Genomic DNA, 15,326 nt, shown 5'->3' with positions numbered 1-15,326 from the left:
GTAAGTGGCTCTACGCATCGCTCACCCCAGCGTATCGGCAATGAGATCGGCGACGCGCTTGCGGTAGGCACGCCACGTGAAATAATCGGCGGCTCTCAGCGCGTGCACCGACGCCGCCTGGATCGATGCGCGGTCCCTCACCTTCTCGCGCATCATGCGGTAGATCGCCTCGCCGGTCGGCTCCACCACCCAGCCGCTTTCGGGAAAACGGGAAATCACCTCGCGCGCGCCCGTCATGGTCGAGACGATGGCCGGCGTTCCCGCCGCCATGGCTTCGACGACGACCATGCCGAACGCGTCGAAGCGAGACGGCAGCAGCAGGCAGTCGGCGGTAGCAAAAAGCGCGTAAAGCTGCGACTGCGGCACGCCGCCCAGGTAATTCACGTGCGGCACCTGCTTCGCGCGCGTCAGCCACTTCTCCTCCTCGTAACCGCCGACGAGCATGAGATCGGCGCAATGGCCCCCTGCGTTGAGGCGCTCGAACGCGTCAAGAATCAGATCGATCGACTTGCGCGACGAGAGCGTGCCCGCGAAGATGAACCGCACCGGGCGCTTTTCGTCGACGTTGCGCGCGACGCCTGCGGGCAGTTCGGCGCCGAGCATCACCGAACGCACCTTCGCGTCGGGCACACCCGCGCGCAAATAGGAGTCGCGTGCCATGTCCGAGCAGGTGATGACGAGGTCGGCAAGACGTACTTCTGCGTCCTTGCGCCGGTTGATCTCCGCGATGTAGCCGTTCGACGGCAGATCGATCAGGCGTCTCGCGTCGTCGTGATGCAGCGAAGGCGCGTCGAGAATGCAGACGGCCCCCACCTTGCGCGCAGCGATGAAGGTGTGCCACGCGGAGTTTTCGTAGGCCACCACGGCATCAGGGCGTAGCGTACGGACTTGCTGTGCGACCCACCAGTCGAACCAGTGGAACACGCGATGCGTGTAGTCGTGGCGTGTGCCGGCGGAGCGCGCCAGCGTTCGTGTACGCAGCAGCAACTGCCACCACACCGGATGTCGCCGCAGCGTGCGCGGTATGGCGGTCGCGCGCACCTTCATGCGCCATTGTGCGGGCAAGAGCGTCGGCGCTTGCCCATCGAGCTCGCGTACCGGTACGCCCGACCAGTACGCGCCAAGCATGTCGCGCTCGTAGAGTCCCCATGCCAGTTGATGCGAATGCTGCAGGCCCGGGTGAAAGACGGCGACGCGTTTCATGGGCTGGTCCCCCCGGCGACGCTCATGATGTCAGCTCCACGATCTTTTCGACTAGCTGGCGGCTTCGGGCATGCTCGACGTACACACGCGCACCGATTTCCGAGGACAGCGTATCGAGTGAATCGTCTGCGTCGGCAAACGCGCCGTGCGTCATAAAATGGCGCTCCGGCAGCGGATACTGCGACGGTGCCGGGTAGCCGAGCGCATCGTCGAAAATCGACACCGGCGCGACGCCGTGACTCGCATACGCTGCGAAAACGCCGGACTTCGACGCCTGCCCCCACGGCGTGTTGAACAGCCCCCACTTCGCGCGCATCAATAAACGCGAAACGTCCTCGGCCGGCAGCGGCCCGGCCGATTCAAACGCGTGTGGTTTGAAGGCGTTGACCACCTCATCAATCCACGGCCCAGGCGATCCGATATCGATCACCCGCTCGATGCGAGCGCAGTCCAGTTGTTTCGCAAGCGCGGGCACGGCTTGCGCGTACACGCGTGCGCGCGTGAGCGGCGAACCGAACACCACGGCGAGATTCTCGCGTTCGCGCCACGGCGTCACCATCGGCGGTTCGCCCACGTTAGAAAAGGTCGGCGCGTAGAACGCCCGCGCGCCTAGCCGCTCGACGCCCCAGCTATACGCCCAGTCGCAGTTAAAAAACGCGTAGTCGGCAAGCGACGCAAGACGCTCGCAGATACGCCGCTGCAACGGCGCGAGCCAGTACGCCGTCGACAGACCTGGCGCGACCAGCACCCATAGCTCATGGAAGCACGCGATTACCCGCACGCCGCGTGCGCGCGCCGCCTCGATGAACGTGGGCAACCACAGCGGCACCCCTTTTCCACTGAACCCGTAGATCGACACCTGGAGGATCCAGACATCGCCGGCAACGACTGGCACCGCGTCGCACGCGTGCCGGTTCGGCACGGCGTAGCGCTCGGCGTGCTTCGCGCTTTCTTTCAGCAAACGCACGAGCACGCCCGAGTGATCGGAAACGCCGCATCCGTGCGCCTTGATTTGCGGCTGGACGATGCGATAGCAGGACATGCGATCTGTTTCCTCCTGAAGGTTTCCGATCCGCAACTAATGCAACTCCACCGTATCCGACGAATAAGTCGGGAATTTAGAGCTATAACCGAACGGCGCGCGCGGCACGTCGGTCATCACGACGCCCTTCACCGCAATGCCGCCGTGGCGCAAGCGGCGCACCGTCTCGGCGATTCCCGACATTGCGTCGTGGCCGTAGCGCACGATGAGCAACGTCGCGCCTGCATGGCGTGAAATCAGCACGGCATCGGTCACCGCGAGGACCGGCGGCGTATCGACGATCACAAGGTCGTAGCGCGAAGACAGCTCTTCGAGCAGCGAACGAAAACGCTCGCTCATCAGAAGTTCGGCCGGATTGGGCGGCACCATGCCTTGCGGCAGCACGTCGAGCCCCGGTAGCGCATCGCGGATCAGCACACTGTCGAGACTGGCGCCTGCGATCGCATCGGAAAGTCCCGGGCGACGGCGGATGTTCAGATATTCGTGGAGGTCGCCGCGACGCATGTCACCATCGACGAGCACCACTCGTTTGCCGCCAAGCGCTTCCACGGCCGCGAAGTTCACCGACACGAACGACTTGCCGATCTTGTTGCGCGGCCCTGTGATCGCGATGATGTTGTTGCTCGCGCCTAGCGAGCCGAACTGCATCGCCGTACGAAGATTGCGGATGCCTTCGATCGCCACGTCGTCGGCGGCGACGGCGGCCAGCACATGCTGCTCGCGCGTGCCGCGCTCCATCGACTCGTAGAGCCGCAATTGCGCGGTGCTGCGCGGCACGACGGCATAAACTGGCACGCCGAGCGCGAATTCGATTTCCTTCGAATGCTCGACGCCGCCGAATGCCGCCTTGCGGCACAGCGCGATGCCGATACCGAGCAGCATGCCGAGGATCGCCGAAAAGCCCAGCACGAGCGGGCGGTTCGGACGGATCGGATATTCGGGCACCATGGCATGATCGACGACACGCACGTTCCCGACCTGCCCCGCCTTCACGATCCGCAACTGCTGGGCATTGTTGAGCAGGTTCGTGTAAAGCTCCGTGTCGACGCGGACATTGCGCATGAGCCGCAGCGCGTTCTGCTCGGTGTCCGGCATTTTGGCCACGCGCCCGGTGAGCTGGCCAAGCTCGGACTGCAGCGTGCCGATCTGCGCGTCGAGCGCGGCCACGACAGGATGCTTCGGCGTGAAGCGCTGGATCATCTCGTCGCGCTGCTGTTTGAGGTCGACGAGCTTGGCCTTGTCGGCGGCAACCTGTTCGAGGAGCAAACGGCTCTCCTCGTTCAGATCGACCGAGCCGTTCTCGTTGCGAAAGCGGTTGTATTTTTCCTCGGCGTTGTCGAGTTCGGCCCTCAGTTGCGGCAACTGCTGTTCGAGAAAGGCCAGCGTGTGCTCGGCCTCGCTCGACTTGCTGTCCACATTCTGCTTCACGTACTGCGCGGTGATCGTGTTGAGAATCTCGGCTGTGTGAGCGGCATCGTCGCCGCGCAAGGTCACGCCGATCATTCCCGACTGCCGGGCCTTTTCCGCCACGGTCAGATGACTTTCCAGATCGCCCGTCGCGTACAGCATCGAATACTTCTTCAGCACGAATTGCGTCTCAGGACGTGCAACAAGCTGATCGACCTGAATCGAGACCGTGCCGTCGCCGAACGCAGCCGTCTCTGGTTCGCCGACGCGTCCGAGCAGAATCGGCTGCCCGTCTTTCGTCACGAGGTTATACGTGTCGTCCGGCTGTGCGATGAGCAATACGCCTTTGTGCGCGAGTTTTTCCGGCAAGGTAAGCGCGCTGACCGAAATCTGCTCGCCGCCCCACGCGTACTGCGCGAGCCCGAAGCGCGGCGGTGCGAGCTGCCCCGGTGGCACGCGCCGCGCGAGCGCTGCGCCGATCAGCGGGAAATAGCGTGGCGTCGCTTCGACATCGAGATGCAGTTGCTGCACCGCCTGGCCCACCACCAGATCGGAGCGGATCAGCTCGATTTCGCCGGCGGCCGTGCCACCCTTGTCGAAGATCGCGGCGAGCTGGCCCAACGAGTCCTTGTCCTTCGACGACATGTCGTTGTCGAGGATCTGGATCATCGACTCGACCTCGTACACGGGCGTCGCGACGAACGCATAAAAGCCGCCAAGCAGCGTGACGAACAGCGTCATCGCGAGAATCAGGCGCCAGCTGTCGGCAATGCGCGAGAGCCAGACCGTGAGCGGCGTCTCGGTCTGCATGCCATCCGAGGACATTTCGGTCACGACATCGACGCCGAGCGCATCGGCCGATGCATTGTGGACGAGTCGGGGAATGGGTGAATTCATTTCGACAACACCGCTGCGGTCAAGGCCGCGTTGATTCCGGGAAGGAGAAGGTTCAGCACGCGACTGAGACGCACGAGCCCGTTGCTGTCGACGTACACGACATCTTCCGGCTGAAGTGGAAACTGGTTGGCGAGAATCATCGACACGGGCGAGCCGGCGTCGAGATGGAACACTTGCGGCTTGGCCGTCGTCGAGCCCCGGATCACATAAAGTTGCCGCGGGCTGGACGTGTCGCGGCTGATGCTGCCTGCCTGCGAAATCGCGTCGCTCAGGTTCAGCTTGCCGTCGCGCAGCGGCACGGCCGTCACAGGCTTCGACACTTCACCCATCACGTAGACGCCATGCTCCTCGCGCGCCACGATGCGGAGCATGTCGCCGTTACGCAGGCGGATGCTGGACGGATTCTCGCCGCGCGCGAGCATTTCGGGCAGGTTCAGCCGATACGACTTGCCCTCGCGCACGAGCACGACCTGGCTCTGATCCGCGTTCTTTGTGAAGCCGCCTGCTCGCGTGATGGCCTGGTACAGCGTCATTGGCACGTCGGTGATGGCGAACGCGCCAGGCGTCGTCACTTCGCCGTCCACGAAGACCTGTTTCGCGCGGTACGAAACGATGCGCACTGTCACCTGCGGGTTGGTGTAGTACTCGGCGAGCTTCCTGTAGACGATACGCTGCACGTCCTCGATCGTCAGACCCGCGACGTGCTCGCGTCCAATGTACGGAAACTGCAGATAGCCATCCTGATCGACGACGAAGCCCGGCGCGGGATCGGACGGATGTGACACGGCCGGTGCGTTCGCCTGGCCTTGCGACTGGATCAGCTCCGGATGATCCCAGACCGTGATATCGACGACGTCGCCGGGCCCGAGCGTATACGGCCCGGGTTTTGTACCCGATTGAAGTTCGGTGTAGATCTGGTCCGGGCCCGGTGTCGTGTTCAGGTCGCGGATCAGCTTCAACGTGATCTCGGTGACGGGGATCTCCTGCTGCCCCTGCGCTGCTGCATTCTCGCCACCCGCGCCGCCGGGTGCGCTCTCGCCGGTCGGCAAGGTGGGCGGCGTGTCCATGCGCATCCCGGGGGCGACGGATGAGCACGCGGCCAGCAGCGTTGCAGCAGCCACGCCCGGCATTGCGTAGCGCAGCGCGCGGGCGGCAGGCGCCATGGCGGTCTTCCGGAATGCGCACGACATGGTCATGTTCATGTGCAACCTTCCCTGTAAAACAGATCCCGCAGCGCTCAATACGCGTTGCGATTGACAAGCCCTTTCACGATGGTCGCGGCGACGATCCGCATGTCGAGCGCGAACGACCAGTGATGCAGGTAATAGAGATCGTGTTCGACGCGGCTCACCATCTTTTCGACGCGGTCCGTCTCGCCACGAAAGCCATTCACCTGCGCCCAGCCGGTGATGCCGGGTTTGATGCGATAGCGATGGATATAGCCACTGACGATCTTGCGATACAGCTCGTCATGCTCGATTGCGTGCGGGCGCGGTCCGACCACGGACATCTCGCCGCGCAACACGTTGTAGAACTGCGGAAGCTCGTCGAGGCTCGTGCGGCGCAAGAGCGCCCCCACTCGCGTGATGCGCGGATCGCCGCGCGTCGCCTGCCGCACCTGACCTGCGGCTTCGGCATGCACGCGCATCGTGCGGAACTTGTGGATGCGAAAAACGCGCCCGTCCGCACCCATGCGCTTCTGCGTAAAGAACACGGGCCCCGGCGACGAGCACTTCACGGCAATCGCGATGACGATGAAAAGCGGCGTCAGCGCAATGAGCGCGATGGCTGCAAACACGCGGTCGAAGACTTCCTTTTTGACCATCGCGTGAGCCGGTAATGGCGAAGCGACCAGGTTGATGGCAGGCATGCCGACGAGGTCGATCATCGCGCTGCCGAACAGCGCGAGGCTGCGTACGTCCGGAATGAAGCGCACGTTCACGAGATCGTCGCGAAACGCATTCACAAAACGCAGCAGCGTCCGCTCCTCGCAAAGCGGCAGTGCGAGCCAGATCTCCTGAATGCCGTTGCGCCGCACGAAATCGACGAAAGGCTCGATCGTCCTGAACGCCGGCACGCCGCTGATCTTCACGCCATCGCTCGGGCGGGCGTCGAACGCGACCGAGGCGCGAAAGCCCGTGGCGGGCGCACGTCGAATCGTCTCGACGATGTCCTGACAATGCTCGCCGCAACCGACGACCGCGACATGACGCAGGTTCATGCCGGCATTGCGTGCACGCGAGAGGGCCGCGCGCACGATGAGTCTCGCGCCGATCATCGCGGCGGCCGTCGAGCTGACCCACGAGGTGAACCACAGACGCGACACGAGATCGGTAATATGGGCCGCAAAAGCCATCACAAGCGTCAGTGCCGCGACGCTCGCCCACGCGAGCGTGACATGGGAGAGAAAGCGCACGACGGAGCGGCCGCGCCATGACTGATAGACGCCGAACACCGGAAACCCGGCCATCGCGAACGCGCACGCGAACAGCACGAACGCGCTCACGACCGCGGGCGAGACCTGCGTCGGCGGATGCAGCCAGATCGCAAGACGCGCACAGGCGACGATCAGCGAGAGATCCAGGAGGCGCGCAAGCAATCCCTGGATGCCGCCAAACGCAGCCGGTGACTCCGGCACGAACTCGACCGCACTCATCGACGCACTCCGGTTGGAACGATCGGTTACGCTCAGATACGGCCATAGGTGTCATCGAAGCGGACGATGTCGTCCTCGCCGAGATAGGCGCCCGACTGCACTTCGATGATTTCAAGCGGCAGCTTGCCGGGATTCTCCAGTCGATGGCGCACGCCGATGGGAATGTAGGTGGACTCGTTTTCGGTGAGCATGAAGTGCTCATCGCCGCGCGTGACGAGCGCCGTGCCGCTGACGACGACCCAGTGCTCGGCCCGATGGTGGTGCAATTGCAGCGACAACTGCGCACCGCAATTCACGACGATGCGCTTGACCTGAAAGCGGCCGCCGTGATCGATCGAGTCGTAATAGCCCCACGGCCGCCGCACCTTGCGGTGCAGGTTGGCCTCGGGTGCCTGCTGCGCCTTGATTTTCGCCACGAGCCCCTTGACGTCTTTCACATGCGAGCGATCGGCGACGAGCACGGCGTCATCGGTCTCGACCACGACGACGTTGTTGACGCCCACGCAAGCGACGAGCCGCCCTTCCGAGTGCGCGTAACTCGACGTCGCGTTCTCGAACACCACGCGCCCGCGCGCTACGTTGCCGTCGCAGTCCTTGTCGAGCGCATCCCACACGGCATCCCATGAGCCGAGATCGGACCAGCCCGCATCGAGCGGCACCACCACACCAGGCGCGAGCGCCGCGTCCGTGCCGAGCCGCTCCATCACGGCATAGTCGATCGAGTCGGACGGCGAAGCCTTGAAGCAGTCCCGCTGCGGCCTGTAAAACGCGCCGTCACGCTGCCCCGACGCGTAAGCGGCCACACAGGCGTCGTGCATGTCGGGTTGCAGGCGCTGCAATGTGTCGAGCCAGACCGTTGCGCGCACGACGAAGATTCCGCTGTTCCACCAGTAGTCGCCGGTTTCGACATACTGTGCAGCAAGTTCGGGCGCCGGTTTCTCGACGAAGCTGGCGATCTCGCGCACGTCGCCGTCGCCCTGCAGCGGCCTGCCGAGGCGGATGTAACCAAACGCGGTATCCACGTGCGTTGGCGGAACGCCGAGCGTCGCGATCGCGCCTCTTTGCGCATGGTTCGCCGCCACGCTGATTGCGTGCTGGAAAGCGGCGACGTCTGCGATGGCATGGTCGGCCGGCATAGCGACGATGATCGCATCGCCGCCTTCGGCGCAGGCAGCTGCCGCAGCAAGCGTCAGCGCAGGGGCCGTGTCACGCCGTTCCGGTTCGACGATCATGCGCACATCGACACCGCACGCATGCATCTGGTCGGCGGTCAGAAAACGATGCTCCTCACCGCAGACGACGATCGGCTCGCGCATAACCTCCCACGGTGCGGGGAATCTCGCTAGACGTCGCATCGTGGCTTGCAGCAGCGAGTCTTCGCCGATAACGCCGATCAGTTGCTTCGGATACTGCTCACGCGACATTGGCCACAAGCGCGTACCCGCACCGCCCGCCAGGACGACGGGCAGGAGGCGCAGCGTCGACGGCAAAGCGACGGACGTACTTCCGCTGGCGACATCGACGCTCACCAGCGCCGAGTGCGCTGCATCCAGCGACACAGTTTCCGATTTGTTGCTTTTTCCGGAATCAAGGCTCATCGCTTCGTACTCCTTTTTTACAAAAGAGTTGAAACTGCACGAACTACGTCCCCTTACGCTGAGGCCGTCGGCGGCCAGCGCTCATTCGTCCAATGCTCTATTGGCAATTGAAACCGGCGGGCATTGCGCTACGCCATAGATTCCTGGCCGGTGCTGCGCCGGCCAGGTCTCGCTATTGGCCTATCACGTTGTCCACGTGGACGCGGTGACGATTGCGATATTCGGTTGGCGATACACCGAGCCGGCTGCGGAAAATCTTCGAGAGACGGTCGCCGTCACGCATGCCGCAACGGCGCGCCACCTTGTCGACCGGCAGGTCCGTGTTGACGAGCAATTGACATGTCAATTCCAGACGCACCTGGAGCAGATAGTCCGAGGGCGTCACACCGAGTTCGAGCTTGAAGCACCGAAGATAATTGCGTTCGCTCATCGCGAAGGTCTGCGCTGCGTCGCTGACTGAAATGGGTCGCTCGCAGTTCTCCTGGAGCCAACGCGCAGACGCCCACACCTTTTCGCCGGGCGTCGCACGCGTGGCATCGGCGAACAATGCCGACAATCGCGTCGAGATGCTCGGCAACGCCCGCTCGCCGACCTTGCGCGCGATTTCGACTCCAAGATCGCGCCGTATCATCGTCAATGCGGACTTCAACGCTTCGTGGTGGTCGTCACCGAGCGGTTCGTCGGAGGCGCTCGCGACGTGCGCGGGCAGCTCGGGCGCCGCTCGCGCGGTCTCTATCCCGGCTGCTTCGAGCAGTCGTTGCCCGTTCCCGATCGCGCGCACCTCGGTGGTGGTCGCCACCACGCGACGCAACCACGCGATCAGGCGGATGTCCTCGATCGCCTGCATGGCCGAGCGGCCGCCGCCGATGTAGAGCGCGTCGAAGCGCAGCTGACTGGCTGCGTCGATGGCGACCGTGGCAAGTTCGAGCGAAGATGAACACGCGATGCCCCCTCCTCTCACGGAGAGCAGCCAGACGCGATAGGTAGGCTCGCCGCCCTCATCGACAGCCGCGATTTCGTTGGCAAGCTGGAGCACTTCGGCCACCATGCCGGTGCCGAGCAGAGAAAAACCATCGAAGAGAACGAGCCCGACCTGACGTGCCAACCCAGGTGCGAACTTTTTCGCCGAATGCCTTGTGGGCAAGTCTCGATCCTCAAAACTGGCGTATGCCATGACAGTTTCCCATCCCGTTATTGAGTGTTCGGTTCGCCTCCCTTTTTTTACGGTATTGATTCCCGTTTTATATATCGGCCCATGTGCACTGCATCATAGGTCGCTGAAATTGCGAATGTGTGTCGTGACGGAAATAGACGAGATGTTGGCGGATGTCAGGACCCTGCAATTGTTTTCTCTAAATTGAGTCGCATCATATATAGCGTGCAAGCATATTTGTCTTGCGGGCTTGTTGCGCATCCGGATCGAAGTGGAAATTCCGTTTGGTGCAATCTGGTCCATTTCTGGTGCACACCCGCAACATCATTGTTGCTTTGTATGAGCGCAATCAATGCGTTGCAGCCGATTATGTATATAAAAACCTGACGTTTTTGCATAACAAGTTCATAAATTTGGTGGTTCAAATATTCATCTGATCTATTGGGTATGGTTTCTGAATTTTCGGTTGCATCTTATATGCCAGCACATTGAACCTGAATCGCGATTAAAGCTTAAGAACACTTAAGTTAAAAGAGATTCAAGCGAAAAAATTCGGTTAGCAAATCGTAAATAATCGGCAATAGCACGGACGAGTAAATCAAATTCGGGTAAAATTTTCCGCGCCGCACCATATAAAAAATACAAATCGGTATGAAACAAACGCCGTAGCGCAGGTAACGAACTGCACCATGTCAGGATTTCCGGTTCGAGTCACGCCGCGATAGCAATAACCGCTCGTCGAGAATCCACCACACCCATCGTCGCGAATCGACGGTCCGGCGCATCACACGATGGCCGATCGTCACGAAACGATGGCGGTTTCCGTTATTTCGCCGCGCTGATAATCGTCTCAGCGATCGCCCACTGACGTGCCGCGAACGGAGGGCCTGTGAAGATCCTGATCTACGGCATCAACTACGCGCCTGAAATGACCGGGATAGGCAAGTACACCGGCGAAATGGCGGTCTGGCTCGCGGCTCGGGGCCACGATGTCCACGTCGTCTGCGCGCCGCCGTATTACCCCGAGTGGCGCGTTGCGCCGGACTTCAACGCAAAACGCTACACACGCGAAAAACGCAACGGCGTGACCGTATCACGCGCGCCGCTTTGGGTACCGACGCGACCGAAGGCGCTCGGGCGGCTGTTACATCTCGCCAGCTTCGCGCTTTCGAGCCTCCCGGTCATGCTTTCTCTCATGGCGTGGCGGCCCGACGTGGTGTTCTGCGTCGCGCCAAGCCTGCTCAATGCGCCGACTGGCTGGATCGTCGCACGCCTGACTGGCGCCCATGCCTGGCTTCATATTCAGGATTTCGAAGTAGATGCCGCGTTCAAACTGGGCATTCTGCAGGGCTTGTGGTTCAAACGCCTCGCCCTCTTTGCCGAACGTGTACTACTCACGCACTTCGATAGCGTTTCGACGCTTTCCAGCAGGATGATCACTCGGGCGATTGCGAAAGGCGTGTCGCCCGCGCGGCTCGCATACTTTCCGAACTGGGTCGACACCGACGCCATATTCCCACTGGCGCAACCGGGCACGCTCAAAGCGGTGCTCGGCTTGCCCGCCGAGGCGATCGTCATCCTCTACTCCGGCAACATGGGCGGCAAGCAGGGACTGGATGTGCTCACGGACGCGATCCTCCAGTTGGGCAACTGTGCCGATCTTGCGTTCGTGCTCTGCGGTGCTGGACCCGCACGGGCAGGCATCGAGGCCGCCTGCGGTTCGCTGCCGAACTGCCGCATCATCGATTTGCGCCCCGCCGAAGAGCTAAACGAGCTGCTCAATCTCGCCGATATCCACGTGTTACCTCAGCGTGCCGACGCCGCGGATCTGGTCATGCCATCGAAACTGACTGGCATGTTCGCGAGCGGACGCACGGTGGTTGCAATGGCGCGTCCCGGGACCGAACTCTACGAGACCGTTGCGCCACGCGGTGTGATAGTGCCGCCGGGTGACGCGGCATCGCTGGCAGAGGCGATCCGGCGCCTTGCGGACGACGCGCCGCTACGCGAGAGACTCGGCCGCGCGGGACGCGACTATGCAGTCGCCATGTTCGCCCGCGACACCGAACTGGCCGCGTTCGAGTCCGAGTTGATCGCGACGCGCACATTCGACCGGAAAACGGCGTCAACTCACGAGGCAAACGAAGCTGGCGGTTTGAGGATCCGGTCGCGGCACTGAACATCTGGGCGGCTGAAACATCGTGCCCGGCAAGCCAAGAATCGATTCCAGGCGTTTGAAAAAACGTTCACACCACACGACACCGCTCCGCAGGGCTCGGCACATTGCGACAATCCCTAGCCACTAGCCGCCAACCCAAATTGACAGTGCCCTGTCTGGCACACAGAATTTTCTGGTGCTCGTCGCATGCAATCCGGACTGTCTGGTTTGAACGTTGCCGTTAAATAAACTTTTGACGCGAGGTTGCAGCGAACATGTACAAGATTTTGAGTCCGATTGGAACCGAGATCGAGATTCCTGAATTTGCCGGTCAGAACTCGACGACGTTCGACATGAGCGATCTCCATAGCGCGGGACGCTACTACGATGAGCACGGCTACATGGTGGTACGCCACGCGGTGGAGCCGGTGCTCTGCGACTCCCTCAGAGCGGCATTCGAGGAAACGGTAAAGCGCTACCCGGGGTACATCTACCGGCAAGCCACCGCGAATCCGGAAAAAAACCGGATCAACGAGTACGGCTTCGTGATGAATCCATTGCTCAATCTTCAGTCGCTCGGCGACACGCGCTTTGCGACGCTCAAGCAGCTTGCAGTCAAGGTGTTCGCGAGCGAGACGATCAAGGCCATCAACCGGGAGATTTTCTCGGAAGATGGCAAGCTCGTGCAGAGTATGTATTTCGAAGGCAATTCGGAAACCTGGCCGCATCAGGACACGTATTACCTCGACAGCGAAAACATCGGTGCGATGGCCGGATGCTGGTATGCGCTCGAAGATATCGATGCGGGTGCGGGTCGCTTTTTCGTGGTCCCGCGCTCTCACCTGATCGACATGGCGAAGAACGGAAAAAATTTCGACGTCGCGTTTAACCACGACCGGTACAAGGAACTGGTGAGGAAGATCCTGGCCGTTAATCAGCTCGAATTCCGGGCGCCGTTCCTGCAGAAAGGCGACGTGCTCTACTGGAACGCGAAGACGATCCACGGCAGTCTGCGTACGACGCGGCCACAGTTCTCCCGCAGCTCACTGACGTCGCATTTCATTCCGCTGTCACACCGGTTCCTGCAATTCCAGGCCAGAATCAAACCGCTGAGCCTGCGCGAGTTCGAAGGCATGGCATTCCATTGCCCAAAGGACATGGAAAAGCTGTCCAACCGGATCGTGCTCGGCGTCGAGACCACATTTCCGAAGACATTTCAGATGGCCAAGAAACTGGCCATCAAGGCACTAGTGAAATGACACGGTTGAACGCAACGAGCGCAACGATAGATCTTGCGCAAGCTGGCAAGGGAAACTACGTGAGCGCGCGCGGCAAGCTTACGCAACTGGCCTGGTTCGTCATCGAAGCGTGCGTGATCAACAACCGGCTCATACCGATCTCCGCAGTGCGCACCGGCCTGCTCCGTCTGTTCGGTGCGAAGATCGGCGTTAATTGCCGCTTTTTGCACGCGATCCGGGTGAAGTCGCCGTGGAATCTCGAGGTGGGCGACAACGCCTGGTTTGGCGAAGACGTCTGGATTCACAACCAGGACATGGTCCGCGTCGGATCGAACGTGTGCATTTCTCAGGGGACGTTCCTGACGTGCGGTTCGCACGATTCCGTCGCGAACATGGATCTTCAGGTTGCGTCGATCACGATCGAGGACGGCGTCTGGATCACGTCGAAGTGCGTAGTCCTGAAGGGCGTCACGATCGGACGGTCAGCGCTTGTTACGCCGCTCTCAGTCGTTTACCGGTCACTCGAAGCAGAAGGCATGTACGGCGGGAATCCATGCCGGTTCATTCGCAAGCGATTCAGCTAGATCGCCGATCCCGCGCGTTTTTCACGAGCAAGGCATTGCCGTTCCGCGCTGGAGTACCTCCACACCACATGAGTCGTATCCCCAGTTATCGCGTCGTTTCAAGCAATCCAGCGAAAAAGCACGACATTTCGTTGGCTCACGCCAGCAACGATTCCGCACCTATTCGACTCCCACTATCGAAGCGTCGCTTCAAGGCGACTGTCATTGCGTGGCGTCCGGGGCACAGCGATCCGACGCGGATGGCGCCACCTCGTCGCGCACGTTGAAATCCGCTTCGCGCAAGCCTGTCGGCGAAAGCGAAACAAAGTGAATGGAGTCGGTTCCGCGCGGCATCCCGATTGCACCCGTGTTTCCCCATGCAAATGGCGCACGTTGCAGGCCGCGCAATTCGATCGTGTTTTCGGTCAGCGCCAGCGCCATCAGGCGTCCATCGCGGGTGGGTACGTAGGCGACGTTGCCGTTCACGCCAATGCTCGCTTCGCGAACGGAAGCCGGCAGACATTCGAGCCGCGCAATCGCGCGTCCATCTTCGTCGACCAGCCACACCTTGGTGCGTCCTGCTGCAAGCGTGGCCTCGATCACGAAACGCCCGACTGCCGGAACCCAGGCCGCGGCGTAAGTGTAGTACTCCACCTTCGCGTCATCCACGCCGGACTCAGGCCGTACGATCTTGCCGGACACGGGGTCCAGCACGGCACACTTGAGTTCGGCGATGGTCTCGCCGGGAATGTACTTTTGCCAGACGAGCAGTGCGCGATCGGGCGAGCCGGCAATCATCGGCCACCACTCGCGCACATGGGGCGCGACGTCCTGGTGCGAAAGAGGCTGTCCCCGGTCGCTATAGACCCTTGTGTAGACACCTTTACCTGTGCCGAGATTGTCGACGCCGCCGCCCTCGACCCAGTCTTCGGAATAAAACACGACAAAGCGGTCCCCCACGGCCGCGACGTGTCCGGAGTGGCCGCCGGATTCGACATCGTTCGGATACGGCTTGATCGGCACGAGGTCGGCGCGATAGACGCCGTAACGCTGACTGACCGTGTTCGGCGTGTTCCAGCCGTCCTCAAAACTGACGAAAATATTGCCCGACGTGCTCTGCGCGACAGACACGGGCTCCTGTGCCTCCGGCCGGCTGATGAAGATGTGAGGATGCGAAACGTGAGCCGATGGCGGCGACCACCCGGCCACGTACACATCGTGCGGCCAGCTGCGGTCCTTGTTCGCGCCGCGCGGGGGCAGGCCCGAACTGCTGAAGAAGACCCAGTTCTTGTCGCCGCCGGCACTCGCATAGCCAATGCCGTGCATGAAGCGACGTTCGTCGCCGAGCCCGGGCGACGGCACCGCAACAACGGCCCCCGCCGGCGCACGCGATGCGCTCACGGCATCCTCT

The 15,326-nt window shown here is 61.8% G+C and carries 11 protein-coding genes; 3 read left to right on the top strand and 8 right to left on the bottom strand.

From position 1 onward, the window contains the following. Window positions 1-21 precede the first annotated feature (21 nt). The 7 genes from L0U80_RS20400 to L0U80_RS20370 all read right to left on the bottom strand — a co-directional run bounded on the left by L0U80_RS20400 (window position 22) and on the right by L0U80_RS20370 (window position 9,947). Window positions 22-1,203 carry a glycosyltransferase family 4 protein gene (locus L0U80_RS20400; RefSeq protein WP_233869130.1) on the bottom strand — a complete coding sequence of 394 codons (1,182 nt, stop codon included), beginning with the start codon at window positions 1,201-1,203 and terminating at the stop codon, window positions 22-24. A 22-nt stretch (window positions 1,204-1,225) separates the two neighbouring features. Beyond that, the gene (locus tag L0U80_RS20395; RefSeq protein ID WP_233869128.1) at window positions 1,226-2,245 is read right to left on the bottom strand and encodes a hypothetical protein; all 1,020 of its coding nucleotides are present in this window, start codon (window positions 2,243-2,245) and stop codon (window positions 1,226-1,228) included. A gap of 36 nt (window positions 2,246-2,281) precedes the next feature. Then, window positions 2,282-4,549, bottom strand: coding sequence for a polysaccharide biosynthesis tyrosine autokinase (locus L0U80_RS20390; RefSeq protein ID WP_233869126.1), 2,268 nt, complete (start codon window positions 4,547-4,549; stop codon window positions 2,282-2,284). Further along, window positions 4,546-5,751: a polysaccharide biosynthesis/export family protein gene (locus L0U80_RS20385; RefSeq protein WP_308444874.1), complete on the bottom strand. Its 1,206-nt coding sequence runs from the start codon at window positions 5,749-5,751 to the stop codon at window positions 4,546-4,548. The genes L0U80_RS20390 and L0U80_RS20385 overlap by 4 nt, the downstream gene beginning before the upstream one ends. Before the next feature lie 35 nt (window positions 5,752-5,786). Then, window positions 5,787-7,205: an undecaprenyl-phosphate glucose phosphotransferase gene (locus tag L0U80_RS20380; protein WP_233869125.1), complete on the bottom strand. Its 1,419-nt coding sequence runs from the start codon at window positions 7,203-7,205 to the stop codon at window positions 5,787-5,789. Window positions 7,206-7,237: 32 nt separating this feature from the next. Then, window positions 7,238-8,803 (bottom strand): mannose-1-phosphate guanylyltransferase/mannose-6-phosphate isomerase, encoded by a 1,566-nt coding sequence (locus L0U80_RS20375; RefSeq protein WP_233869123.1) that lies wholly within the window; start codon window positions 8,801-8,803, stop codon window positions 7,238-7,240. Between the two features lie 172 nt (window positions 8,804-8,975). Continuing rightward, window positions 8,976-9,947, bottom strand: coding sequence for a GlxA family transcriptional regulator (locus L0U80_RS20370; protein ID WP_233869121.1), 972 nt, complete (start codon window positions 9,945-9,947; stop codon window positions 8,976-8,978). An 898-nt stretch (window positions 9,948-10,845) separates the two neighbouring features. On the opposite strand from L0U80_RS20370, the gene L0U80_RS20365 reads away from it, so the two are divergent. The 3 genes from L0U80_RS20365 (at window position 10,846) to L0U80_RS20355 (ending at window position 13,936) form a co-directional block, all read left to right on the top strand. Next, window positions 10,846-12,135 (top strand): glycosyltransferase WbuB, encoded by a 1,290-nt coding sequence (locus L0U80_RS20365; protein WP_233869120.1) that lies wholly within the window; start codon window positions 10,846-10,848, stop codon window positions 12,133-12,135. Window positions 12,136-12,389: 254 nt separating this feature from the next. Then, on the top strand, window positions 12,390-13,373 hold the full coding sequence (locus tag L0U80_RS20360; protein WP_233869118.1) for a phytanoyl-CoA dioxygenase family protein: 984 nt from the start codon (window positions 12,390-12,392) through the stop codon (window positions 13,371-13,373). After that, window positions 13,370-13,936, top strand: coding sequence for an LbetaH domain-containing protein (locus L0U80_RS20355; RefSeq protein WP_233869116.1), 567 nt, complete (start codon window positions 13,370-13,372; stop codon window positions 13,934-13,936). Before L0U80_RS20360 ends, L0U80_RS20355 begins: the two co-directional genes overlap by 4 nt. Window positions 13,937-14,137: 201 nt before the next feature. Here the strand turns inward: L0U80_RS20355 and L0U80_RS20350 are convergent, their stop codons facing one another. Then, window positions 14,138-15,316 carry a hypothetical protein gene (locus tag L0U80_RS20350; protein ID WP_233869114.1) on the bottom strand — a complete coding sequence of 393 codons (1,179 nt, stop codon included), beginning with the start codon at window positions 15,314-15,316 and terminating at the stop codon, window positions 14,138-14,140. Window positions 15,317-15,326 lie beyond the last annotated feature (10 nt).

It is taken from the genome of Paraburkholderia adhaesiva, assembly GCF_021390575.1.
Taxonomy (GTDB): Bacteria; Pseudomonadota; Gammaproteobacteria; order Burkholderiales; family Burkholderiaceae; genus Paraburkholderia; species Paraburkholderia adhaesiva.
Note: the sequence above shows the minus strand (reverse complement) of the source record. Positions and strands in the feature narration are given on the sequence as shown.

Excerpts from the sequence above, each read along its gene's own strand:
- L0U80_RS20380 (WP_233869125.1), bottom strand. The coding sequence starts at position 7,205 with ATGAGTGCGGTCGAGTTCGTGCCGGAGTCACCGGCTGCGTTTGGCGGC.
- L0U80_RS20375 (WP_233869123.1), bottom strand. The coding sequence starts at position 8,803 with ATGAGCCTTGATTCCGGAAAAAGCAACAAATCGGAAACTGTGTCGCTG.
- L0U80_RS20355 (WP_233869116.1), top strand. The coding sequence starts at position 13,370 with ATGACACGGTTGAACGCAACGAGCGCAACGATAGATCTTGCGCAAGCT.
- L0U80_RS20385 (WP_308444874.1), bottom strand. The coding sequence starts at position 5,751 with ATGAACATGACCATGTCGTGCGCATTCCGGAAGACCGCCATGGCGCCT.
- L0U80_RS20395 (WP_233869128.1), bottom strand. The coding sequence starts at position 2,245 with ATGTCCTGCTATCGCATCGTCCAGCCGCAAATCAAGGCGCACGGATGC.
- L0U80_RS20390 (WP_233869126.1), bottom strand. The coding sequence starts at position 4,549 with ATGAATTCACCCATTCCCCGACTCGTCCACAATGCATCGGCCGATGCG.
- L0U80_RS20360 (WP_233869118.1), top strand. The coding sequence starts at position 12,390 with ATGTACAAGATTTTGAGTCCGATTGGAACCGAGATCGAGATTCCTGAA.
- L0U80_RS20400 (WP_233869130.1), bottom strand. The coding sequence starts at position 1,203 with ATGAAACGCGTCGCCGTCTTTCACCCGGGCCTGCAGCATTCGCATCAA.